The 23,149-nt window shown below is 57.4% G+C and carries 25 protein-coding genes; 15 read left to right on the top strand and 10 right to left on the bottom strand.

Translation table 11 applies throughout. From position 1 onward, the window contains the following. The 13 genes from DD606_RS19645 to yjiA form a co-directional block, all read left to right on the top strand. Positions 1–808 (top strand): aldehyde dehydrogenase family protein (locus tag DD606_RS19645; RefSeq protein ID WP_129259016.1); only part of this gene is annotated, 808 nt, incomplete at its 5' end. A gap of 2 nt (positions 809–810) precedes the next feature. Beyond that, positions 811–1,662, top strand: a complete 852-nt coding sequence (hpaD, locus tag DD606_RS19640; RefSeq protein ID WP_003856598.1) for a 3,4-dihydroxyphenylacetate 2,3-dioxygenase — start codon at positions 811–813, stop codon at positions 1,660–1,662. A gap of 9 nt (positions 1,663–1,671) precedes the next feature. Continuing rightward, positions 1,672–2,052, top strand: a complete 381-nt coding sequence (locus DD606_RS19635) for a 5-carboxymethyl-2-hydroxymuconate Delta-isomerase (protein WP_003856599.1) — start codon at positions 1,672–1,674, stop codon at positions 2,050–2,052. Between the two features lie 65 nt (positions 2,053–2,117). Next, positions 2,118–2,921 (top strand): 2-oxo-hept-4-ene-1,7-dioate hydratase, encoded by an 804-nt coding sequence (gene hpaH, locus DD606_RS19630; protein WP_003856601.1) that lies wholly within the window; start codon positions 2,118–2,120, stop codon positions 2,919–2,921. 9 nt (positions 2,922–2,930) lie between these two features. Beyond that, the gene (hpaI, locus tag DD606_RS19625) at positions 2,931–3,725 is read left to right on the top strand and encodes a 4-hydroxy-2-oxoheptanedioate aldolase (RefSeq protein ID WP_003856602.1); all 795 of its coding nucleotides are present in this window, start codon (positions 2,931–2,933) and stop codon (positions 3,723–3,725) included. Between the two features lie 21 nt (positions 3,726–3,746). Further along, a complete protein-coding gene (gene hpaX, locus DD606_RS19620; RefSeq protein ID WP_003856603.1) occupies positions 3,747–5,090 on the top strand; it encodes a 4-hydroxyphenylacetate permease in 1,344 nt (447 codons plus the stop codon). A gap of 9 nt (positions 5,091–5,099) precedes the next feature. Further along, positions 5,100–6,032 carry a 4-hydroxyphenylacetate catabolism regulatory protein HpaA gene (gene hpaA / locus DD606_RS19615; RefSeq protein ID WP_003856604.1) on the top strand — a complete coding sequence of 311 codons (933 nt, stop codon included), beginning with the start codon at positions 5,100–5,102 and terminating at the stop codon, positions 6,030–6,032. A 177-nt stretch (positions 6,033–6,209) separates the two neighbouring features. Beyond that, positions 6,210–7,772, top strand: a complete 1,563-nt coding sequence (gene hpaB / locus DD606_RS19610) for a 4-hydroxyphenylacetate 3-monooxygenase, oxygenase component (RefSeq protein ID WP_010427196.1) — start codon at positions 6,210–6,212, stop codon at positions 7,770–7,772. Positions 7,773–7,789: 17 nt separating this feature from the next. Beyond that, the gene (locus tag DD606_RS19605; RefSeq protein WP_017383854.1) at positions 7,790–8,299 is read left to right on the top strand and encodes a 4-hydroxyphenylacetate 3-monooxygenase reductase subunit; all 510 of its coding nucleotides are present in this window, start codon (positions 7,790–7,792) and stop codon (positions 8,297–8,299) included. A 119-nt stretch (positions 8,300–8,418) separates the two neighbouring features. Then, positions 8,419–8,676 carry an HTH domain-containing protein gene (locus DD606_RS19600; protein ID WP_003856607.1) on the top strand — a complete coding sequence of 86 codons (258 nt, stop codon included), beginning with the start codon at positions 8,419–8,421 and terminating at the stop codon, positions 8,674–8,676. A gap of 219 nt (positions 8,677–8,895) precedes the next feature. Then, positions 8,896–11,049 carry a carbon starvation CstA family protein gene (locus DD606_RS19595; RefSeq protein ID WP_129259014.1) on the top strand — a complete coding sequence of 718 codons (2,154 nt, stop codon included), beginning with the start codon at positions 8,896–8,898 and terminating at the stop codon, positions 11,047–11,049. A 65-nt stretch (positions 11,050–11,114) separates the two neighbouring features. Beyond that, positions 11,115–11,318 (top strand): YbdD/YjiX family protein, encoded by a 204-nt coding sequence (locus tag DD606_RS19590; RefSeq protein WP_003856610.1) that lies wholly within the window; start codon positions 11,115–11,117, stop codon positions 11,316–11,318. A 10-nt stretch (positions 11,319–11,328) separates the two neighbouring features. Continuing rightward, complete coding sequence (gene yjiA / locus DD606_RS19585) at positions 11,329–12,282, top strand: GTPase (protein ID WP_003856612.1); 954 nt, start codon at positions 11,329–11,331, stop codon at positions 12,280–12,282. Positions 12,283–12,338: 56 nt separating this feature from the next. Here yjiA and DD606_RS19580 read toward each other — a convergent pair whose 3' ends face one another. After that, complete coding sequence (locus DD606_RS19580; protein ID WP_129259012.1) at positions 12,339–13,697, bottom strand: esterase-like activity of phytase family protein; 1,359 nt, start codon at positions 13,695–13,697, stop codon at positions 12,339–12,341. Between the two features lie 411 nt (positions 13,698–14,108). Here DD606_RS19580 and DD606_RS19575 point away from each other — a divergent pair, with 411 nt between their 5' ends. Further along, positions 14,109–14,654: a YfaZ family outer membrane protein gene (locus tag DD606_RS19575; RefSeq protein WP_003856615.1), complete on the top strand. Its 546-nt coding sequence runs from the start codon at positions 14,109–14,111 to the stop codon at positions 14,652–14,654. Positions 14,655–14,706: 52 nt separating this feature from the next. Here DD606_RS19575 and DD606_RS19570 read toward each other — a convergent pair whose 3' ends face one another. Together DD606_RS19570 and DD606_RS19565 are read right to left on the bottom strand one after the other, a co-directional pair. Continuing rightward, the gene (locus DD606_RS19570; protein WP_058658767.1) at positions 14,707–16,077 is read right to left on the bottom strand and encodes an NAD-dependent succinate-semialdehyde dehydrogenase; all 1,371 of its coding nucleotides are present in this window, start codon (positions 16,075–16,077) and stop codon (positions 14,707–14,709) included. A 139-nt stretch (positions 16,078–16,216) separates the two neighbouring features. After that, the gene (locus DD606_RS19565) at positions 16,217–17,176 is read right to left on the bottom strand and encodes a hypothetical protein (protein WP_022650343.1); all 960 of its coding nucleotides are present in this window, start codon (positions 17,174–17,176) and stop codon (positions 16,217–16,219) included. 167 nt (positions 17,177–17,343) lie between these two features. Here DD606_RS19565 and DD606_RS19560 point away from each other — a divergent pair, with 167 nt between their 5' ends. Beyond that, positions 17,344–18,615, top strand: coding sequence for a DUF445 domain-containing protein (locus DD606_RS19560; protein ID WP_023315330.1), 1,272 nt, complete (start codon positions 17,344–17,346; stop codon positions 18,613–18,615). Here DD606_RS19560 and DD606_RS19555 read toward each other — a convergent pair. The 7 genes from DD606_RS19555 to DD606_RS19525 all read right to left on the bottom strand — a co-directional run. After that, positions 18,612–19,688 carry a DUF2955 domain-containing protein gene (locus DD606_RS19555; RefSeq protein ID WP_003863094.1) on the bottom strand — a complete coding sequence of 359 codons (1,077 nt, stop codon included), beginning with the start codon at positions 19,686–19,688 and terminating at the stop codon, positions 18,612–18,614. The two genes, DD606_RS19560 and DD606_RS19555, sit on opposite strands and share 4 nt — an antisense overlap. Then, positions 19,678–20,745 (bottom strand): HlyD family secretion protein, encoded by a 1,068-nt coding sequence (locus DD606_RS19550; RefSeq protein ID WP_086527941.1) that lies wholly within the window; start codon positions 20,743–20,745, stop codon positions 19,678–19,680. Before DD606_RS19550 ends, DD606_RS19555 begins: the two co-directional genes overlap by 11 nt. Beyond that, positions 20,742–21,212: a MarR family winged helix-turn-helix transcriptional regulator gene (locus tag DD606_RS19545; RefSeq protein WP_129259010.1), complete on the bottom strand. Its 471-nt coding sequence runs from the start codon at positions 21,210–21,212 to the stop codon at positions 20,742–20,744. Before DD606_RS19545 ends, DD606_RS19550 begins: the two co-directional genes overlap by 4 nt. Before the next feature lie 149 nt (positions 21,213–21,361). Continuing rightward, entirely contained in the window at positions 21,362–22,057 is a 696-nt protein-coding gene (locus tag DD606_RS19540; protein WP_032608444.1) for a helix-turn-helix transcriptional regulator, read from the bottom strand. Next, positions 22,032–22,427 (bottom strand): amino acid-binding ACT protein, encoded by a 396-nt coding sequence (locus DD606_RS19535; protein WP_023324107.1) that lies wholly within the window; start codon positions 22,425–22,427, stop codon positions 22,032–22,034. The genes DD606_RS19540 and DD606_RS19535 overlap by 26 nt, the downstream gene beginning before the upstream one ends. Next, a complete protein-coding gene (locus DD606_RS19530; protein WP_003863082.1) occupies positions 22,420–22,743 on the bottom strand; it encodes an antibiotic biosynthesis monooxygenase in 324 nt (107 codons plus the stop codon). Before DD606_RS19530 ends, DD606_RS19535 begins: the two co-directional genes overlap by 8 nt. A 75-nt stretch (positions 22,744–22,818) precedes the next feature. After that, positions 22,819–23,149: aldehyde dehydrogenase family protein (locus DD606_RS19525; protein WP_129259008.1), on the bottom strand; the 331-nt coding region annotated here is incomplete at its 5' end.

Raw genomic sequence — 23,149 nt, 5'->3', positions numbered from 1 at the left:
CTCCTTCACCGGCGGCACCGCCACCGGGCGTAACATCATGAAAAACGCCGGGCTGAAGAAGTATTCTATGGAACTGGGCGGCAAATCTCCGGTGCTGATTTTTGAAGACGCGGACATCGAGCGCGCGCTGGACGCCGCCCTGTTCACCATCTTCTCCATCAACGGCGAACGCTGCACCGCCGGCTCGCGCATCTTCATCCAGCAGAGCATCTACCCGGAGTTCGTCAAACGCTTTGCCGAGCGCGCCAACCGCCTGCGCGTGGGCGACCCGACCGATCCGAACACCCAGATTGGCGCGCTCATCAGCCAGCAGCACTGGGAAAAAGTCTCCGGCTATATCCGCCTCGGCATTGAAGAGGGGGCAACCCTGCTGGCGGGCGGCCCGGACAAACCGACCGATCTGCCTGCGCACCTGAAAGGCGGCAACTTCCTGCGCCCGACCGTGCTGGCGGATGTCGATAACCGCATGCGCGTGGCGCAGGAAGAGATCTTCGGGCCGGTGGCCTGCCTGCTGCCGTTTAAGGACGAAGCGGAAGGGCTGCGCCTGGCGAACGACGTGGAGTATGGCCTGGCGTCGTACATCTGGACCCAGGACGTCAGCAAAGTGCTGCGTCTGGCGCGCAACATCGAAGCGGGCATGGTGTTCGTCAACACCCAGAACGTGCGCGACCTGCGCCAGCCGTTTGGCGGCGTGAAGGCCTCCGGCACCGGCCGCGAGGGGGGCGAGTACAGCTTCGAGGTCTTCGCGGAGATGAAGAACGTCTGCATCTCCATGGGCGACCATCCGATTCCAAAGTGGGGGATCTGAAAATGGGCAAATTAGCGTTAGCGGCAAAAATCACCCACGTGCCGTCGATGTATCTCTCCGAACTGCCGGGCAAAAACCACGGCTGCCGCCAGGGCGCCATCGATGGGCATAAAGAAATTAGCAAGCGCTGCCGGGAGCTGGGCGTCGACACCATTATCGTCTTCGACACCCACTGGCTGGTGAACAGCGCGTATCACATCAACTGTGCGGACCATTTCTCAGGCGTCTACACCAGCAACGAGCTGCCGCATTTTATTCGCGACATGACCTACGACTACGACGGCAACCCGGAACTCGGCCAGCTGATTGCCGACGAAGCGGTGAAGCTTGGCGTTCGCGCCAAGGCGCACAACATCCCGAGCCTCAAGCTGGAGTACGGCACGCTGGTGCCGATGCGCTACATGAACGCGGATAAGCACTTCAAAGTGGTCTCCATCTCGGCGTTCTGCACGGTTCACGACTTCGCCGACAGCCGCAGGCTGGGCGAGGCCATCATCAGCGCCATCGAAAAATACGACGGCACCGTGGCGGTGCTCGCCAGCGGCTCGCTGTCGCACCGCTTTATCGACGACCAGCGCGCGGAGGAAGGGATGAACAGCTACACCCGCGAGTTTGATCGCCAGATGGACGAGCGCGTGGTGAAGCTGTGGCGCGAGGGGCAGTTCAAGGAGTTTTGCAGCATGCTGCCGGAGTACGCCGACTACTGCTACGGCGAGGGCAACATGCACGACACGGTGATGCTGCTGGGGATGCTCGGCTGGGACAAATACGACGGTAAGGTGGAGTTTCTCACCGAGCTGTTCGCCAGCTCCGGCACCGGCCAGGTCAACGCCGTTTTCCCGCTGCCCGCCTAAGGAGTCGTTATGCCGCACTTTATTGCTGAATGTACCAACAACATCCGCGAGCAGGCCGACCTGCCGGGTCTGTTCGCCAAAGTGAACGAGGCGCTCGCCGCCACGGGGATCTTCCCGCTCGGCGGTATCCGCAGCCGCGCCCACTGGCTGGATACCTGGCAGATGGCCGACGGTAAGCACGATTACGCCTTTGTGCATATGACGCTGAAGATCGGCGCGGGGCGCAGCCTGGAAAGCCGGGAAGAGGTCGGTGAAATGCTGTTTGCGCTGATCAAAACGCACTTCGCAGAGCTAATGGCGGGCCGATATCTGGCGCTCTCGTTCGAGCTGGACGAGCTGCACCCGACGCTTAATTACAAGCAAAACAACGTGCACGCGTTGTTTAAATAACACCGCACGGTCTGTCCCCTCTCCCACAGGGAGAGGGAGAAAACAAATAAAAACAGGATATCGCCATGCTCGACAAACACACCCATACCCTGATCGCCCACCGTCTGCATCAGGCGGAACAATCCCGGGAGCAGATCCGCGCGATCTCGCTGGAGTACCCGGAGATCACCATTGAAGACGCCTACGCCGTCCAGCGCGAATGGGTGAGCCTGAAAATTGCCGAAGGCCGCGTGCTGAAAGGCCACAAGATCGGCCTTACCTCCAAAGCGATGCAGGCCAGCTCGCAGATCAGCGAGCCGGACTACGGCGCGCTGCTGGACGATATGTTCTTCCACGACGGCAGCGACATCCCCGTGGATCGCTTTATCGTCCCGCGCATCGAAGTGGAGCTGGCCTTCGTGCTGGCAAAACCGCTGCGCGGCCCGAACTGCACGATCTTCGACGTCTACAACGCCACGGATTACATCATCCCCGCCCTGGAGCTGATCGACGCCCGCTGCCATAACGTTGACCCGGAAACCCAGCGCCCGCGCAAGGTGTTCGACACCATCTCCGATAACGCCGCCAACGCGGGCGTGATCCTCGGCGGCCGCCCGATTAAACCCGACGAGCTGGATCTGCGCTGGATCTCCGCCCTGCTTTACCGCAACGGCGTGATCGAAGAGACCGGGGTCGCCGCAGGCGTGCTTAACCACCCGGCGAACGGCGTGGCGTGGCTGGCGAACAAACTCGCGCCATACGACGTGCAGCTTGAGCCAGGACAAATCATCCTCGGCGGCTCGTTTACCCGCCCGGTTGCCGCCAGCAGAGGCGACACCTTCCACGTCGACTACGGCAACATGGGCTCGATTAGCTGCCGCTTTGTGTAGGAGTGCACCATGGAAAACGCATTTAAGACCGCGCTGAAAGCCGGAAAGCCGCAAATCGGCCTGTGGCTGGGGCTGACCAGCAGCTACAGCGCTGAGCTACTGGCCGGGGCCGGTTTTGACTGGCTGCTGATCGACGGAGAGCACGCGCCGAACAGCGTGCAAACCATCCTGACTCAGCTACAGGCCATCGCCCCTTATCCCAGCCAGCCGGTGGTGCGCCCGTCGTGGAACGATCCGGTGCAGATCAAGCAGCTGCTGGACGTGGGGGCGCAAACCCTGCTGGTGCCGATGGTGCAAAACGCCGACGAAGCCCGTCTGGCTGTCAGCGCCACCCGCTATCCGCCTGCCGGCATTCGCGGCGTCGGCAGCGCGCTGGCGCGGGCGTCGCGCTGGAACCGCATCCCGGAGTATCTGCATCAGGCTAACGACGCCATGTGCGTGCTGGTGCAAATCGAAACTCGCGAGGCGCTGAAAAACCTGCCGCAGATCCTGGACGTGGAAGGGGTGGACGGCGTGTTTATCGGCCCTGCGGATCTGAGCGCCGACATGGGCTTCGCCGGTAATCCGCAGCACCCGGAGGTGCAGGCCGCCATAGAGCAGGCGATCGCGCAGATCCTCAGCGCGGGCAAAGCGCCCGGCATCCTGATGGCGAACGAGCAACTGGCAAAACGTTATCTTGAACTCGGCGCGCTGTTTGTCGCGGTCGGCGTGGATACCACCCTGCTCGCCCGCAGCGCCGAAGCGCTGGCGGCCCGCTTTACCGACGTCACCACAGCAGTTGATAACAATAAATCCGTCTACTAAACGTACGATGTGGAGCGCAACATGACGACCTCAACCCTGCATAATAAAGCTGTTGAACATCGCGTTATTAATAAGCTGTTCCGTCGTTTGATCGTGTTTCTTTTTATCCTGTTTGTTTTCTCGTTTCTGGATCGCATCAACATCGGCTTTGCCGGGCTGACGATGGGCAAAGATCTGGGCCTCACGTCGACCATGTTTGGCCTGGCCGCGACCCTGTTTTATGTGACCTACGTGCTGTGCGGGATCCCCAGCAACATCATGCTGGCGAAGATCGGCGCCCGCCGCTGGATCGCCGGGATCATGGTGGTGTGGGGCATCGCCTCTACCTGCACCATGTTCGCCACCAGCCCCGAAACGCTCTACGTCCTGCGCATGCTGGTGGGTATTGCCGAAGCCGGTTTCCTGCCGGGCATTCTGGTCTATCTCACCTGGTGGTTCCCGGCCTATCACCGCGCCCGCGCCAACGCGCTGTTTATGATCGCCATGCCGGTGACCATGATGCTCGGTTCGATCCTCTCCGGGTACATTCTGGCGATGGACGGACTGTGGAACCTTAAGGGCTGGCAGTGGCTGTTCCTGCTGGAGGGGCTACCGTCGGTGGTGCTCGGCGTGGTGACCTGGTTCTACCTTAACGACACCCCGGATCAGGCCACCTGGCTGGATGATGACGAAAAGCAGGCACTCAAAACGATGATCGCCCGCGAGCAGGAGCTGGCCATTGCGCATGCCGCCACGCCGCGATCGACGCTGCGCGAGGTGCTGACGCCCGCCGTGCTGCTCTACACGCTGGCCTACTTCTGCCTGACGAATACGCTGAGCGCGATCAACATCTGGACGCCGCAGATCCTGCAAAGCTTCAACACCGGCAGCAGCAATATCGTGATTGGCCTGCTGGCGGCGATCCCGCAGTTTTGCACCATCCTCGGGATGATCTGGTGGAGCCGCCGCTCCGACAGGCTGAAAGAGCGAAAAAAGCACACTATCCTGCCGTATCTTTTTGCAGCGGCGGGATGGATGCTGGCCTCGGCGACCGATCACAGTCTGATCCAGCTGCTTGGCATCATCATGGCCTCAACCGGATCGTTTACCGCCATGGCGATATTCTGGACCACGCCGGATCAGGTTATTAGCCTGCAATCCCGCGCGGTGGCGCTGGCGGTGATCAACGCCATCGGCAACGTCGGGTCTGCCGTCAGCCCATTGCTGATAGGTATTTTGCGCGACGCGACCGGCAGCTTCAGCTCGGGACTGTGGTTCGTGGCAGGTCTGCTGGTGGTGGGCGCGCTGGTGCTGACGCGCATTCCGATGACGCGCCGGGAAAGCCTTGAGCGTGAGCCGGACATCGCGGCGCAAAAGATCCACTGAGGAGCCGCTATGTGTCAGAGCCCCATCACCAACATCGATATCAGCAAGGAGTACGACGAAAGTCTGGGCACCGACGATGTGCACTACCAGTCGTTCGCCCGCATGGCGGCCTTTTTTGGCCGCGACATGCAGGCGCACCGCCACGACCAGTATTTTCAGATGCATTTTCTCGACACCGGGCAGATTGAGCTCCAGCTCGACGACCACCGTTACTCGGTGCAGGCGCCGCTGTTTGTGCTGACGCCGCCGTCGGTGCCGCATGCGTTTATCACCGAATCCGACAGCGACGGCCACGTGCTGACGGTGCGCGAGGATCTCATCTGGCCGCTGTTAGAAGTGCTCTACCCCGGTACGCGGGAAGCGTTCGGCCTGCCGGGGATCTGCCTGTCGCTTGCCGACAGGCCTGACGAGCTGGCGGCGCTGAAGCACTACTGGCAGCTGATTGCCCGGGAATCCACGGAACAGCTGCCCGGTCGCGAGCATACGCTGGTCCTGCTGGCGCAGGCCGTTTTTACCCTGCTGCTGCGCAACGCGAAGCTCGACGACCACGCGTCAGGCGGCATGCGCGGTGAGCTGAAGCTGTTTCAGCGCTTTAACCAGCTGACAGATGCTCATTACCACGAGCACTGGACGGTGCCGGAATACGCCAGCGAACTGCATCTCACCGAATCCCGCCTGACCGATATCTGTCGCCGCTTCGCCAACCGCTCGCCGAAACGGCTGATCTTCGACCGCCAGCTGCGGGAAGCCAGACGCCTGCTGCTGTTTTCCGACAGCACAGTGAGCGAAATTGCCTGGCAGCTGGGTTTTAAAGATCCGGCCTATTTCGCCCGTTTTTTTAACCGACTGACGGGGTGCTCACCCAGCGCGTACCGGGCGCAGAAAGTACCGGTGTCGCCTGTTCCCCTCATCCCTGCCCTCTCCCAGATGGAGAGAGAGTAACCGTCCCCTCTCCCTCTGGGAGAGGGTTAGGGTGAGGGAAATCACACTCTGTGATCTCTCGCGAAAAGTACCTGCCGTTGTCCCAATCGTCCCTTCACGTTCCGCCCCTCTCACGCTTCAATTAAACAACAAAAACAAAACATAAATTTAACAACCATCTTCCGATACGAGGTCCCTATGAAGCCTGAAGATTTCCGCGCTGATGCCAAACGTCCGTTAACCGGTGAAGAGTATTTAAAAAGCCTGCAAGATGGCCGTGAGATTTATATCTACGGCGAGCGCGTTAAGGACGTCACTACCCACCCGGCATTTCGCAATGCGGCGGCGTCCATCGCCCAGATGTACGATGCCCTGCACAAGCCAGACATGCAGGATACCCTCTGCTGGGGCACGGACACCGGCAGCGGCGGCTACACCCATAAATTCTTCCGCGTGGCAAAAAGCGCCGACGATCTGCGCCAGCAGCGTGACGCCATCGCCGAGTGGTCGCGCCTGAGCTACGGCTGGATGGGGCGTACGCCGGACTACAAAGCCGCGTTCGGCTGCGCGCTGGGGGCGAACCCTGCCTTCTACGGTCAGTTCGAGCAGAACGCCCGCAACTGGTACACACGTATTCAGGAAACCGGCCTGTACTTTAACCACGCCATCGTCAACCCGCCGATCGACCGCCATAAACCGGCAGACGAGGTGAAAGACGTTTACATCAAGCTGGAGAAAGAGACCGACGCCGGGATCATCGTCAGCGGCGCGAAAGTGGTGGCCACCAACTCCGCCCTGACCCATTACAACATGATCGGCTTCGGCTCTGCGCAGGTGATGGGCGAAAACCCGGACTTCGCGCTGATGTTCGTCGCGCCGATGGATGCCGAAGGGGTGAAGCTGATCTCCCGCGCCTCTTACGAGATGGTGGCAGGGGCGACCGGTTCCCCGTACGACTACCCGCTCTCCAGCCGTTTTGACGAGAACGACGCCATTCTGGTGATGGATCATGTGCTGATCCCGTGGGAAAACGTGCTGATCTACCGCGATTTCGACCGCTGCCGTCGCTGGACGATGGAAGGTGGCTTCGCCCGCATGTACCCGCTTCAGGCCTGCGTGCGTCTGGCTGTGAAGCTCGACTTCATCACCGCTCTGCTGAAGAAGTCGCTGGAGTGTACCGGCACCCTCGAGTTCCGCGGCGTGCAGGCGGATCTCGGCGAAGTGGTGGCGTGGCGCAACATGTTCTGGGCGCTAAGCGACTCCATGTGCTCCGAAGCCACGCCGTGGGTAAACGGCGCGTATCTGCCTGACCACGCGGCGTTACAGACCTACCGCGTGATGGCGCCAATGGCCTATGCGAAGATCAAGAACATCATCGAACGTAACGTGACCTCCGGGCTGATCTACCTGCCGTCCAGCGCGCGGGACCTGAACAATCCGCAGATCGACCAGTATCTGGCGAAGTACGTGCGCGGCTCCAACGGGATGGATCATGTCGAACGCATCAAGATTCTGAAACTGATGTGGGATGCCATCGGCAGCGAGTTTGGCGGACGTCACGAGCTGTACGAAATCAACTACTCCGGTAGCCAGGATGAGATCCGCCTGCAATGCCTGCGTCAGGCGCAAAGCTCCGGCAACATGGACAAGATGATGGCGATGGTTGACCGCTGCATGTCCGAGTACGACCAGCACGGCTGGACCGTACCGCACCTGCACAACAACACTGATATCAACATGCTGGATAAGCTGCTGAAATAACGCAGCGGGAGGTTTCAATGCAATCTGAAGAACGCCTGCGTTTTCGCGACGCGATGGCCAGCCTGTCGGCGGCGGTGAATGTGGTCACCACCGAGGGCGATGCGGGTCGCTGCGGCATTACCGCCACCGCCGTCTGTTCGGTCACGGACACCCCGCCTTCGGTCATGGTCTGCATCAACGCCAACAGCGCCATGAACCCGGTCTTCCAGGGCAACGGCAAACTGTGTGTCAACGTGCTGAACCACGAGCAGGAGATCATGGCCCGCCACTTTGCCGGGATGACCGGCATGGCAATGGAGGAGCGCTTTGCTCTCTCCTGCTGGCAGAAAGGACCGCTGGCGCAGCCGGTGCTGAAAGGCGCTCTGGCAAGCCTGGAAGGCGAGATAACCCAGGTGCAAACCATCGGTACCCATCTGGTCTACCTTGTGGAGATTAAGAACATCATCCTCAGCAGCGAGGGGCACGGCCTGATCTACTTCAAACGCCGTTTCCACCCGGTGATGATGGAGATGGAAGCCGCGATTTGATCCCGTTGCACAAAAAACGCTAAGGTTTCCGCAAAGGTGCGCCGTTAACTATCCATAAGATAAATTTTCCGGGGCGGCTGGCGACGTCGTCAGGCGCCCCCTTAACGCTGGAAAGTCTTATGGCCCCTTCACCCCGAAGCCGCTCGGCTGAACGTCTGGTTGACATCATTATTGCCCTGCACCGCAACGGAAGCGTTAATCGCCGCGATCTGATGCAAAAATTTGGCATTACCGAACGCACGGTGTACCGCGATTTGCAGGCGCTTTCCCCTATTATTGAACACGACGGCAAAGGTCGCTATCAGCTGCTGCCTGCGTATCAGACCTGCCGCTGCGTGCACTGCCCTGAAGCGAACGACGAAACCCCGCAGGGGTAGATTATTCTCAGTGATCTCAATCACATATTTTCTTCCACCGTGGGTGAGCCTTAACCACTCACCCTCGCTTTTGACCGCTCACGCATCGCTTTCAACCACTCACCTATTTACCGTGCTTTATACGCGCGAGGATCTGGCACGATCGCTCCAGCATTAATCAATACCTCCTCACAACGAACCCTGACCCTTTTTTCTTTACATAAAAAACCAGGTCTTACTATGGATACTAAAAAACTACTTAAGCACGTGCCCTGGGCCATCCTCGGGATCATCGGTGCTTTCTGTCTGGCGGTTGTCGCATTACGCCGGGGCGAGCACGTCAGCGCCCTGTGGATCGTGGTCGCGTCAGTTTCCGTCTATCTTGTGGCTTATCGCTACTACAGCTTGTACATCGCGCAGAAGGTCATGAAGCTCGACCCGACGCGCGCCACCCCGGCGGTCATTAACAATGACGGCCTGAACTACGTGCCAACCAACCGTTACGTGCTGTTTGGTCACCACTTCGCCGCCATTGCAGGCGCGGGTCCGCTGGTCGGTCCGGTGCTGGCTGCGCAGATGGGCTACCTGCCGGGTACGCTCTGGCTGCTGGCGGGCGTGGTGCTGGCGGGGGCGGTGCAGGACTTTATAGTGCTGTTTATCTCCTCGCGCCGTAACGGTTCGTCGCTGGGTGAGATGATCAAAGAGGAGATGGGCCGCGTGCCGGGCACCATCGCCCTCTTCGGCTGCTTCCTGATCATGATCATCATCCTGGCGGTGCTGGCCCTGATCGTGGTGAAAGCGCTGGCCGAAAGTCCGTGGGGCGTCTTCACCGTCTGCTCTACCGTACCGATTGCGCTGTTCATGGGCATCTACATGCGCTTCCTGCGCCCTGGCCGCGTTGGCGAGGTGTCGGTCATCGGTATCGTGCTGCTGGTCGCCTCCATCTACTTCGGCGGCGTGATTGCGCACGACCCGTACTGGGGCCCGGCGCTGACCTTTAAAGACACCACCATCACCTTCGCGCTGATCGGTTACGCGTTCATCTCAGCGCTGTTGCCGGTGTGGCTGATTCTGGCTCCGCGCGACTACCTGGCGACCTTCCTGAAAATCGGCGTGATCGTCGGGCTGGCAATCGGGATTGTGATCATCAATCCTGAGCTGAAAATGCCAGCGGTGACGCAGTACATTGACGGTACCGGTCCGCTGTGGAAAGGCGCTCTGTTCCCGTTCCTGTTTATCACCATCGCCTGCGGTGCCGTGTCTGGCTTCCACGCGCTGATCGCCTCGGGCACCACGCCGAAGCTGATGGCCAACGAAACCGACGCGCGCTTCATCGGTTACGGCGCGATGCTGATGGAGTCCTTCGTGGCGATCATGGCGCTGGTTGCAGCGTCGATTATCGAGCCAGGTCTGTACTTTGCGATGAACACCCCACCAGCGGGTCTCGGCATCACCATGCCAAACCTGCATGAGATGGGCGGCGAAAATACCGCGCTGATCCTGGCGCAGCTGAAAGACGCCAGCGCACACGCGGCGGCGACCGTCAGCTCCTGGGGCTTCGTAATTTCGCCTGAGCAGATCATGCAGACCGCGAAAGACATCGGCGAACCGTCCGTGCTGAACCGCGCAGGTGGCGCGCCAACGCTGGCGGTGGGTATCGCACACGTGTTCCACAAAGTGCTGCCGTGGGCGGACATGGGCTTCTGGTACCACTTCGGTATTCTGTTTGAAGCGCTATTCATCCTCACCGCGCTGGATGCCGGTACGCGTGCAGGCCGCTTCATGTTGCAGGATCTGCTGGGTAACTTCGTGCCATTCCTGAAGAAAACCGACTCTCTGGTGGCCGGTGTTCTGGGTACCGCGGGCTGCGTAGGCCTGTGGGGTTATCTGCTGTATCAGGGCGTTGTTGACCCGCTGGGCGGCGTTAAGAGCCTGTGGCCGCTGTTCGGCATCTCTAACCAGATGCTGGCGGCTGTGGCCCTGGTGCTGGGTACCGTTGTCCTGGTGAAGATGAAACGCACCAAATACATCTGGGTCACCGTGGTGCCTGCGCTGTGGCTGCTGCTCTGCACTACCTGGGCGCTGGGTCTGAAACTGTTCAGCACCAACCCGCAGCTGGAAGGCTTCTTCTTCATGGCTAACCAGTACAAAGAGAAGATTGCCGCAGGCGGCGCGGATCTGACCGCGCAGCAGATTGCCAACATGAACCATATTGTGGTGAACAACTACACCAACGCGGGTCTGAGCATTCTGTTCCTGGTGGTGGTGTACAGCATTATCTTCTACGGCATCAAAACCTGGATGAAAGTGCGTAACGTTGAGGGCCGTACGGATAAAGAAACCCCGTACGTGCCGGTGCCGGAAGGCGGCGTGAAGACCTCCTCACACCATTAATTAAGCATGTTACTGTAGGCCCGGATCGCTGCGCGCCTCCGGGCTTCTTCTATCTGGAACCCTCAATGTTTGGTAACTTAGGCGAAGCAAAAAAATACCTCGGTCAGGCGGCGAAAATGCTGATTGGCATTCCGGACTATGACAACTACGTTGAGCATATGAAGACCAACCATCCGGATAAGCCGTACATGACTTACACTGAATTCTTCCGCGAGCGTCAGGAAGCGCGCTACGGCGGAAGTGGAGAAGGCGGCGTCCGCTGCTGCTAAAGGAGAAACCATGACCCCGATTGCCGTTACCCTGCTGACCGGTTTTCTCGGCGCCGGTAAAACCACCCTGCTGCGCCACATTCTGAACGAGCAGCACGGCTTCAAAATCGCCGTCATCGAAAACGAATTTGGCGAAGTCTCCGTTGACGATCAGCTGATTGGCGACCGCGCCACCCAGATCAAAACCCTGACCAACGGCTGCATCTGCTGCACCCGCTCTAACGAATTAGAAGACGCCCTGCTGGACCTGCTCGACAGCCGCGATCGCGGTGACATCGTCTTCGACCGTCTGGTGATCGAGTGCACCGGCATGGCCGACCCCGGCCCGATTATTCAGACCTTTTTCTCCCACGAGATCATCTGCCAGCGCTACCTGCTGGACGGTGTCATCGCTCTGGTGGATGCGGTACACGCCGACGAGCAGATGAACCAGTTCACCATCGCCCAGTCTCAGGTGGGCTACGCCGACCGCATCCTGCTGACCAAAACCGACGTGGCAGGTGAAAGCGAAAAACTGCGCGAGCGCCTGACGCGCATCAACTCGCGTGCGCCCATTTATACGGTGACGCACGGCGATATCGATCTCGCTCAGCTGTTCAACACCAACGGCTTTATGCTGGAAGAGAACGTTACCGCGAAACCGCGCTTTCACTTTATGTCCGACAAGCAAAACGACGTGGCGTCGATTGTGGTGGAGCTGGACTACCCGGTAGACATCAGCGAGGTCTCCCGCGTGATGGAAAACCTGCTGCTGTCGTTTGCCGACAAGCTGCTGCGCTATAAAGGGATGCTGTGGATCGACGGCGAGCCGAACCGCCTGCTGTTCCAGGGGGTGCAGCGCCTGTACAGCGCCGACTGGGATCGCCCGTGGGGCGATGAAACGCCGCACAGCGTGATGGTGTTTATTGGCATCCAGCTGCCGGAAGAAGAAATTCGGGCAGCGTTTGCGGGGCTGAAAAAGTAAATCGCACCGATCATCCCCTCTCCCCCGCGGGGAGAGGGTTAGGGTGAGGGGGAAACTTATTTCAACGCCTCCGGCAGCGTCACAATCCACAGCTCGCTGTCGGACTCCGGCTTCTTCAGCGGCTTCACGCTGAGCGTGGTTTCCACCGGTTTATCATCCAGCGTCAGCTTGCCTTCCGCGTTCACCCGATAATCCTTGAGCTTCTTGCCCTCGACCGGGTTTTGCATCGCTACCTTCACGCCAAAATCGTTATCGTTCGCTACCGCCAGCGTTTTGCTGTCAATCAGCGCCAGCCCTTCGGCCTTTTCCTGCTGCCAGCCCAGCGCACGCAGATCGACCACCTGCGTTTTTTCAGCAAGTGTAATGCCGCGCTGCGCCAGCGTTTTCTCATCGTCAAACTCCGGGTATTCGCCCGGCTTGTCGAAGGCGGCCAGATCGCTCGCCTTGCTCAGATCCACCCTGTAGATGAGGTTACGCATTGCGTCATTTTTATCCTCACCCTGTTCAATCAGCAGGATGGTGTGGTTATCCAGCGCCACTATGTCGCCGATTTTGGCGTCGCTGTTTTTGCTGTAGGCCGCGCTGTCGACAGGGTAGCCGTACATCGCGGTTTTCCCGGTCGCCGGATCGAAGCTCACCAGACGGGTAAACAGCGCCTGTTTTTTGTTCTTCCCGTCGATATCCAGTGTGCTTTGCACGGCGGCAATAATCCGTCCGTCCGGCATGCGGGTCAGGCCTTCAAAGCCCCGGTTTGCCTGACGCCATTTGATAACGTTTGGCAGACCGCCCGCGATGGATTTCTCCCCTTGCGTCGCCTGCGGACCGTGGATCGCGAGGATTTTCCCTTTACTGTCGACGTTAATCAGGAACGGGCCATACTCATCGCACAGCCAGTAGCCGCCCTTCCCGTCCGACGTGATGCCTTCCGTATCCAGCCCGCGGTTATCGCCTTTCAGTACTTTTAAGGTGTCGCTTAGCGCGACTTCATTGGTGGAACCAATCACACCGCTTTGCAGTGGCAGGCCGTTGATCTCGCCTTTATCGTCATGCAGCGGTCGCGCGTCCACGGCCTCCGCTTTACCGTTTTGCACGCGGATCGTCATCAGCAGCGGAGCGAAATCCGGGGTAACAAATATTTTGGCATCGTTTTTCCCCATTTTTGGCGAATCCGCGTTAGGACCGCGATCGGTCACGGTCGCAAACGTCAGCGCATCGCCCTGCTTGCCCGTAAACAGCAGACCAGAACCCATCCCCACCGGGAGCCCGTTCGGGAACGCATCGGCAAACGCGCCGCTGTATTTCACATGGGAGCCGTCAGGGAAGCTGACGATATAGCGCTCAGCGGTAGGCTGCGCAGCCAGGCCAGAGAAAGAGAGCGCACAACCGATAAGCACAGGAATAATTTTTCTTTTCATATTGTTAGCATCCAGTAAGCGAAGCCAACAACGTAATGAAGAAACGTGTCAGAAAAATGACATGAAAAGACAGCGGATCGGCAAATAAATACGTATAGCAATCACCAGAAATGTAAACCTCTGTCTTGATCTGTGACAGCCGAAATACTTTTGGAAATTATTAGAAACTTAATTAATTCACCTCAAACGGCTTTCTTCGCCTCGTTCATTAAACGTTTAGCCAAAAATATAAACTTTCCCTAAACACGAATGGATTGAGGATTGACGATCTGCCATAAAAACATCTCATCAACATTTAAGATTAAAAAACCCAACAAAAACAGGATAAAACTGCGATACCCATCACATTTGCAGTCATAAACATCCCTTGTTAAGGTGCCCTCAGATTAATTTGATGACGAGGAAACACGCATGAAAAAGCTTAACGTTCTCATCCTTTCTGCTCTCACCGCCGTATCGGGCTCCGCACTGGCAATGGGCGGCAGCATTGAGCAGGGTAAAAACTTTACCAACCTGAATGTGGAAATGGGCAAATCAACCTCCGGTCTGTACACCGAAGGTAATTGGCTGAAAAACACCGACGACGGCACCACGACCGGTGGCGTGGGCGCAGGCTACAATTTCGAAGTCGGCCCGGTAATGCTGAACGCAGGCGCTAAGGCCCTCTACGTTGGCCCGAAGAAAGGCGATAACGGCGTGGCGTTCCCGGTCGGCGGCGGTGTGAACGTTGCCCTGACCGACAGCATCAGGGTATTCGGTGAAGGCTACGTTGCGCCAGACGGACTGAACAACAGCGTGAAGAACTACGTTGAAGCTAACGGCGGCGTAAGCTGGACCCCGGTCAAACCGGTTACGCTGAAAGTGGGCTACCGTCACGTGAGCGTTGATGGCAAAGACGGTCGCCCAAACCACACGCTGGTAGACGGCGCTTACTTCGGCGGCGGCGTGAGCTTCTAAGCCACCTGATAGATAAAAAAACCTGCCCTTCGGCAGGTTTTTTATTACTACGTCACTTACGCACCACCACCAGCTTCTGGTTCACAAACTCTTTGATCCCCAGATCCGACAGCTCGCGTCCGTAACCCGAACGTTTTACGCCGCCGAACGGCAGTTCTGCCGCCGTATCGGTGAGCCAGTTGATGTACACCATCCCGGTCTCAATGCGCGACGCCATTTTCTTCGCGCGCTCGATGTTCTGGCTGAACACCGCTCCGCCCAGACCGTAGTGGGAGTCGTTCGCCAGGGCAACCGCCTCGTCGTCGTTTTTCACCACATAAATCTGCGCTACCGGACCAAAGAACTCTTCGAAATACGCCGGGTTATCGCGCGAGATATTGGTCAGGATGGTCGGCTCAAAGAAGCTCCCGTCACGCTGCACCGGCTTGCCGCCATGGTGCAGCTTCGCGCCGTTTTTCACCGCCTCGTTAACCTGTTTAGTTAGCGTCTCCAGCGCGTCTTTGGATGACAAAGGCCCCAGCGTGGTACTTTCGTCCAGCGGATCGCCAATCTTCACCTGCTTAAACGCCTCGGTGAATTTGCTCAGGAAGGCGTCTGCAATCTTTTCATGCAGGATAAAGCGCTTCGCCGCGGTACAGACCTGCCCGGCGTTATTAAGCCGCGCGTTAACGCCGATCTTCACGGCTTTCTCCAGCTCCGCATCGTCCAGCACCACGAAGACGTCGTTCCCGCCCAGTTCAAGGGTCGATTTTTTGATGTGTTTCGCAGCCTGTGCCGCAACCACGCTACCCGCTTTTTCTGAACCGGTCAGCGCCGCCCCCTGTACGCGATCGTCGGCGATGATGTTCGCCACCTGTTCGGACGAGATAAACAGGTTGGTCCACGCCCCTTCCGGCGCGCCCGCTTCACGTACCAGCTGTGCAAAGGTTTCTGCACAGTGCGGCACGATGCTGGCATGCTTGGCGATCACCGGGTTGCCCGCTGCCAGGTTTGGCGCCAGAACGCGCATCAGCTGATAGTATGGGAAGTTCCATGGTTCGACGGCCATCAGCACGCCGATGGGGTGATGTTCAACCCATGCTTCCCCGAGTTCAGAGTCATACTTCACCGGGGCCAGGAACTGCTTCGCGTTGTCAGCATAGTAGCGGGCGATTTGCGCGCATAGCTTCACTTCACCGCGGCTTTGTTCGATGAGCTTACCCATCTCCTGACTGGCGATTTTCGCCAGATCCTCCACGCGTTCGTCGATCAGGTCCGCCAGCTTATGCAGCACCGGCAGGCGCTGGCTTATGTCGCCTTTCGCCCAGTCGGAGTGATAGAGCGCATCGGCTGCCTTCAGCGCCGCTTCAACGTCTGCGTCAGTGTGAGAGGGATATTCTTTGATGAGCTGGTTCGTGGCAGGATTTACTGTCTGGTAAGCCATATCGAATCTCCTTGTTTTACCGCTTAGGGTATTAAGGGTAGTCAATCTGTCTGACTATGAAGGTAAAGTTGGGTATATACGGAGGGTTCTTATACGTTTTCCCCCTTTCGTTTACCGACAGGGGGAACTGTGATTTTAATTATTTCACCCAATGAGGGATATTTTCTGTCGATACATTTTTTACAGTATATCCTTTCCCCTCTTGCGAGTTTTTAACACAAGTTATCTCATCGAACCCCCACTTTCCGTTACGATTGAAAAAGTAAGCTGTGTACTTATCGGTATTATAACCGAAATATCTCTCGTTAGGGCGTGATATTTTTTCATTCTCACATGTAAAATCACTCCGCCATTCACTGCCAGTAGAATATTTTAAAACATAATATGCTACTACATCCGGCCTGCTTGAGACAAATAATACGATTAAACTCGTTAGAATCAAAGCACCAAAAATAGTAAAAAGTCTATATCCTTTTGCATGATCAGCAGTCACGATGAATATTACGTAAGTAGTCAACTGCAATATAAAAAATATCAATACAAAAAATGAACTGAGCTTCCATGTAAACTCCAACCATGGACTGGATGATAAATCCATATTACTCAACTGAAGAAATAAACTTGCCGAGAACGCACTAGATAAAACATAACAGATTGATATAAATGAAAATAACATAACCCGTATATTTTTTACTTTCTCATGGCCATCTTTCTCGAGAACAAAGATTGTTAAAACGCTGCTAATAACAATAAAAATGGAGAACATCACCAACAGTACTTTTGCAAGAAAACCAAACTGTATATTTATTGCAAAAGGAAAAAGAAGAAACGCACCCCAGGCAAGGAGCGACGCCCATCCGGCCAACTTATTTACAACACCGCCACTTTCGAACCGAATAAAATGAATAATAATTTCCCGGGCACGCTGCCTTTTTAAATACAGCATGACTAAAAGGCCAATAAATAATGCATATGACAAATAAACCCGAACTGGATCTTTTATTTTCAACAAAACAAAACAACCTACAAAGAAAAGGAACAAATATAAATCCAAGGATTTATTTTTTATTCCATTTATAAAACGATACAGTAAATTCATTTTATATAACCCAGAAAATAGATTATTATTAGCTATGAGAAACGAATACTCCGAACCAGAAAGAGAATGCAACAAATCTTCTGATCTGTCAGTTAAAAGAGGAATTTTAATTCTTCACCAGATAGCACATTTTGCATTTTACCTCCATCACCCTCTATCCTTAACCCATGGAAAAGCATACCGAACTCAAACGCGCCAAGCTTCTCGCGCTGTCGCTGCTGCTGATTGCCGTCGCAGCGTTTATCACCACCCTGTTCCTGCCGCAAACCTTCTGGGTGCGCGGCGTAAAGGCCATTGCCGAGGCGGCGATGGTTGGCGCGCTGGCGGACTGGTTTGCCGTTGTCGCGCTGTTCCGCCGGGTGCCCATTCCCTTTATCTCGCGCCATACGGCGATTATCCCGCGCAATAAGGACCGCATCGGCGACAATCTCGGCCAGTTCGTGCAGGAAAAGTTTCTCGATACGCAATCCCTTGTCGATCTTATCCGTCGCTACGAGCCCGCACAGATGATTGGGACCTGGTTCAGCCAGCCCGATAACGCCCGGCGCGTGGGGCAGCATCTGGTGCAGGTGATGGGCGGTTTTCTGGAACTTACCGACGATGGGCGCATCCAGCGCCTGCTCAAACGCGCGGTGCATAAGGCTATCGACAAGGTCGATTTAACCGAGACCAGCGCCGTCATGCTGGAAAGCATGACCAAAAACAACCGTCACCAGGTGCTGCTGGACGCCATCATAAACCGCCTGATTACCCTGATTCAGCGGGAAAGCACGCGGGAATTTATTGCTGACCAGATCGTTCACTGGCTTAAGACCGAGCATCCGCGCAAGGCCATGGTGCTGCCCACCGAGTGGCTGGGCGATCAAAGCGCGGAGATGGTGTCGAACGCGGTGAACACGCTGCTGGACGATATCAGCCACGACCGTACGCACCAGATCCGTCAGGCGTTTGACCGCGCCACGATCAAGTTCATCGACAATCTGAAAAACGATCCGGAGATGACGGCGAAAGCCGAGAATATCAAACACTACCTCAAGAATGATGAGGCCTTTAACCGCTATCTGGGGGAAATGTGGGCTGACCTGCGCCAGTGGCTGAAAAATGACATGCAGAGCGATGATTCCCGCGTGAAGCAGCGTATCGCCAACGCCGGGCTGTGGTTTGGCGAAACGCTGACCAACGACGCCAGCCTGCGGGCGTCGCTGAATGAGCATCTGGAGCAGGCCGCGCACCGCGTGGCGCCGGATTTCGCCGCGTTCCTGACGCGCCATATCAGCGACACGGTGAAAAGCTGGGATGCCAAAGACATGTCACGCCAGATAGAACTCAATATCGGTAAAGATCTTCAGTTCATTCGCGTTAACGGTACCCTGGTGGGCGGTACGATTGGCCTGATCCTGTTTCTGCTCTCGCAGCTACCCGCCGTGCTGGGGCATTAATCCGCTTTTGGCGGCGCGATAACGTAGCGCGTCGCCTCGAAGCGATTCAGGATCAGGTGCACCAGAAAGACCATCGTCAGCGTGACCACCAGCGCGAAGGTAACGGAGGTGATGCGGTATAGATCGCTGAACACCAGGTCGCTGTCCGGGTGCATGTTCTGCCCGAACATAATACCGATGGTGGTGATACTGGCGAAGCCTACCCCGGCGCCGACCTTCTCCATTACGTGCAGACGCGCGCCAAACGCCAGACCAAGGCCAATCAGCGGCATCATCAGCAGCATATGGCTGCTGTGATCGTAGAGGATAAGCTGGACGACAAGGATATAGAGGCACCCCAGCACCACGCCAACCACGCGCCAGATGGAGCTGATAACCGAGCCGCGATAGTGCATCGGGAACAGGATCAAAATCCCCGCCATCAGCGCCGAAAGCGAATCGCTTAAGTCGCTAATCTGAAACACCACGAAAATCAGCGTCGCCACGGTGCCGGATAGCAGCGACTCGTGGCGCACGCGGGCGTCGTCTTTCTCAATCAGCGGCGGCGGCTTGCGCGGCTCCACGTCCGGCAGCAGGTAGTTCATCAGCGCGCTCAGGCACACCGCCATCACGCTCGCTTCGATGTTAGAGAATAAAAGCGTGTGCCAGTTGGTGGTGGGGTAGCTCATAAAGTTGAGCATCACGCTCTGGCAAACCACGCCCATCGAGCCGAACAGGAACAGCGGCCCCTTACTCATAAAGCGAAAACGCATCACGTACAGGGCAAACACCACCAGCGTCATGATGACCGGCCACTGCGACAGATAGCCGATAATCAACACCATTTCGACGCAGTTCAGCGAGGCGCTGAAGATAAACTGCTTCGCCACGTGGCGATTAAACACTGGTACCAGAGACAGCAGCATGATCGGGTAGACCACAAAAAACACGCCGTAGCTGGTGTTGTAGAAACTCGAAATGCTGAGCGCAATCATCCCGGCAAAGACGATACGCAGGGTCTGGCGAAAGTCGTTTGCCGTATAGACGATGTTGCCGTGCGGGGTAAATACCCGTGCCAGGGTGCTAATAGACATAGTGAAGCAGGCTCACCAGATGGATTTGCATCCCGGAGAAGAATCGCGCAAACGGCCCTTCGCTGTTGTAGAGCTGCACGGTGGCGCGCGCGCCGGTCGGCAGCGGCTTCGGTAAGGCTTCGTCCAGCGCTACGTGAATGCGCATACGCTGGGCATCACGCACCCAGCGGTTGGAGGTTTCCGGTTCAGAAAGTTGACCGTTTACGGCCTCCTGTCCGGCGAGGATCCCCGCGTCGCTGCTGGTAACGTGGGCACGGAAAACGTGCCCCGGGAAGGCGTCAAACACCACGGCAGCGTCGGTCCCCTGATGGGTATGACGCAGGCTCTTCTCGCGGAAATCCGCCACGATATCGATCCGGGTGTTCACCAGCGCCAGCGCAGCCGAACCGGATGAGGCGTAAAAACCGGGGCTTAATTGCAGGTTACTGACCGTGCCGTCCGCCTCGGCGTAGACCTTCGTCCAGCCAAGATTCAGCTCCGCTTCATCCAGCGCGTTACGGTATTTTTGCAGCGTCACGTTACGGTGCTCATCCCGCTCGCCGCGCTGAATGCGCAGGTTATGAATATTCGCCTGGATCGAGCTGACGGACTGCTCGCTGCTCTGCCAGGTGGTACGGACCTTATCCAGATCCGCCTGCGATACGTTCTGCAAGGTGCTCAGTTTCTGGTAGCGGTCGAATGTCACTTTGTCGTTACGCGCGGTCAGCACGGCGGTTTTCAGGCTGGCCTGCGCTGCGGCAATCTGCGCATCCAGCTGATCGTTAGACAGACGCGCCTGTTCCAGCGCGATCTGCGCCGCCTCGACCTTATTGCGAAACGGCGTGGCGTCGAGCTCAAACAGCAGATCGCCTTTCTTAACCTGGCTATTGTTATGGACATGTACCGCCGCCACATACCCGGAGACGCGGGCAGACACCGGGGTCACCACGCGCATCACGGTGGAGTCCGGCGTCAGCGGGATCCAGATATCCGCGACGATAAAGTAAACAAACATCAGCAGGAAAGAGGCAATACTCACCCTTACCCAGCGGGCAAACTTTTGTTCAGGAGTCATTATTTTTCGGTCTTATTATCTTCTTCGCGGATTGTCCGCAAATTGCAGGCGATTTGATTGAGAGTAGCGCTGAAAATATCGATATGTTCCGGCGCGATGTTTTGCGATACGCGCGCCTGGAACGTCTCAATCACCTGAGAGAGCCTTTCAAGAATGGCTTTTCCCTCAGGCATCAGCGTCAGCAGCCGGATACGCTTGTCATACGGCGAGACGGTGCGCAGCAGGTAGCCCTGCTTTTCCAGCTGTGTCAGCGTGCGCATTAGGGGAGGCAGTTCAATGCCCTGCACTTCCGCCAGCTCGCTGACCGAGACGTTATCCCCGAGTTGATGAAGCTGCATCATCACCGTCCAGCTCGACTGGGTTAACCCGGTGTCGAGAATGGCGTCGTCGATGACTGCGCGCCACTGACGCACGATCATCGCCATCCGCATGCCCATCGGCCTGCGGCTAAACAGATCTTCTTCACTCATGGGGAGCCCTCTCGTAGTACGCCATCACGATAATAGTTATCAGGATAAGTATCAAGAAACGAGAAGTTAAAGCGCAGGAATTGCGAAACGATGTTCTCCCTCTCCCTGTGGGAGAGGGTCGGGGTGAGGGCATCAGCCCGCAGCGGCGTTTAGCGGCTAAAATGCTTCCTGACGGCACTTTTCCCCGAAGCCGTCACCACCACCTCCCGATAACCCGCCACCCGCTGGATCCAGCCTTTGCTTTCCATGTGGATAAGCAGCGCAGCGCCCGCCTCACCGCCAAGATGAAACCGCCGCTCGCTCCAGTCCAGGCAGGCGCAGCAGGCCTTCCGACGCGGATGAGCGCTTAACGGAATACCGAGCGCCAGGAACTGCTCCCGACCATACAGGGTCAATGCGGAACCGTCAGCCTCCAGCCAGCCTTCCGCCTGCATGAAATCATAGATCTGCACCGCCACCGCGCCTGCGAGATGGTCGTAGCAGGTCCGGGCTTCACGCATGGCTTTCGGCGCGCTGGTTTCCGGCGGGGTAATGCGGCTCCACGAAAGCCCCATCATCTGTTCCACCAGCGCCGCCACGTCGTGCCCGGCAAGACGATAATAACGATGCCGCCCTTGCGACAGGCAGGTAATTAGCTGCCCTTCAACCAGCCGGGCAAGATGCCCGCTGGCGGTCGACGGCGCAACGTCTGCCGCCGCACTCAGTTCAGTGGCCGTCCACGCACGCCCGTCCATTAGCGCACAAAGCATCTTCACGCGCGACGGATCGGCCATTGCAGCCGCCACCGCGGCAATCGCCTTTTCCAGCATCGCGCTGTTATCAGAGGGTAAGCTCGTCTTTAACATTCGTCGCCCAGGGTGTGGTGATCTCAGCGGCCAGCTTATCATCATCCGTCAGCAGAATAAGGTGATTCGCATGGTCACTGTACTGAGTCAGGATAGACACGCCGCGTGCCGCCAGCGCCGCCGCTATCTCGCCCAGCTCGCCAGGACGCTCCTGCTTAAGCTTTCTGAGCACCGGCTTTCGCAGCGCCTGCACGGTAAACCCGGCGTCGAGCAGCACACGGCGGGCTTTTTCCCCGTCCTCCACCAGGAAATGGGCATCGGTACCGAATACGCCGCCACCCTCAAGCCCCACGCCGTTGCGCCCCAACAGCTGTCCAAAGCGCGCCAGCTCGCCGGGCCCGTCGCGGAAAATCACGTGAACGTCATACATCCGCGTGCCCTCCGGTTTCGGAACTGTATTCCCGCACCAGCTGCGCCACGCGAATACGGTAGAAAGAGAAAATCGACGCCCGTCCTTCGGCCTGCGCCGCCTGATGAAAGACGTTCTGCTTCCAGCGGCGGACGGCCTCTTCATCCCGCCACCAGGAAAGGGAGAGGATTTTGCCGTCGGTCGTCAGGCTCTGGAACCGTTCGATATCGATAAAGCCGTCGATGTCGGCCAGCAAAGGCTTAAGCTCTGCGGCAAGTTGGAGGTAGCGCGCCTGATGGGCAGGCGCGGCTTTGGCTTCGAAAAGGACTGCGATCATGATGGTCTCTCCGCTGTGATGTTGAGGAGAGAATGCAGGATGGAAAAGCACAATGCTTCGGTAAAGAGCGAAGCTTTAGCCCAGAACCGACCTCGGCTCCATAAACGCGCGGATCCCCCACTCGCCCATCTCGCGCCCCACGCCGGAGTGCTTAAACCCGCCAAACGGCGCTTTCGGTTCATGAGCCAGGGTGTTCACCAGCACGCGACCGGAAACAATCTGCTGTGCCACGCGTCGCGCGCGGTCCACATCGCCGCCCAGCACCATCGCGCTCAGGCCGTACTCGGTATCGTTGGCAATGGCAATCGCCTCCGCCTCGTCCTGATAAGGGATTACGCACAGCACCGGGCCGAAAATCTCGTCGCGGGCAATGGTCATCCGATTGTTCACGCCGGCAAACAGCGTC

This window comes from Enterobacter cloacae complex sp. GF14B (genome assembly GCF_004136805.1).
In the GTDB taxonomy this organism is placed as follows: Bacteria; Pseudomonadota; Gammaproteobacteria; order Enterobacterales; family Enterobacteriaceae; genus Enterobacter; species Enterobacter hormaechei_C.
This window is presented reverse-complemented; position numbering and strand designations above follow the sequence as displayed.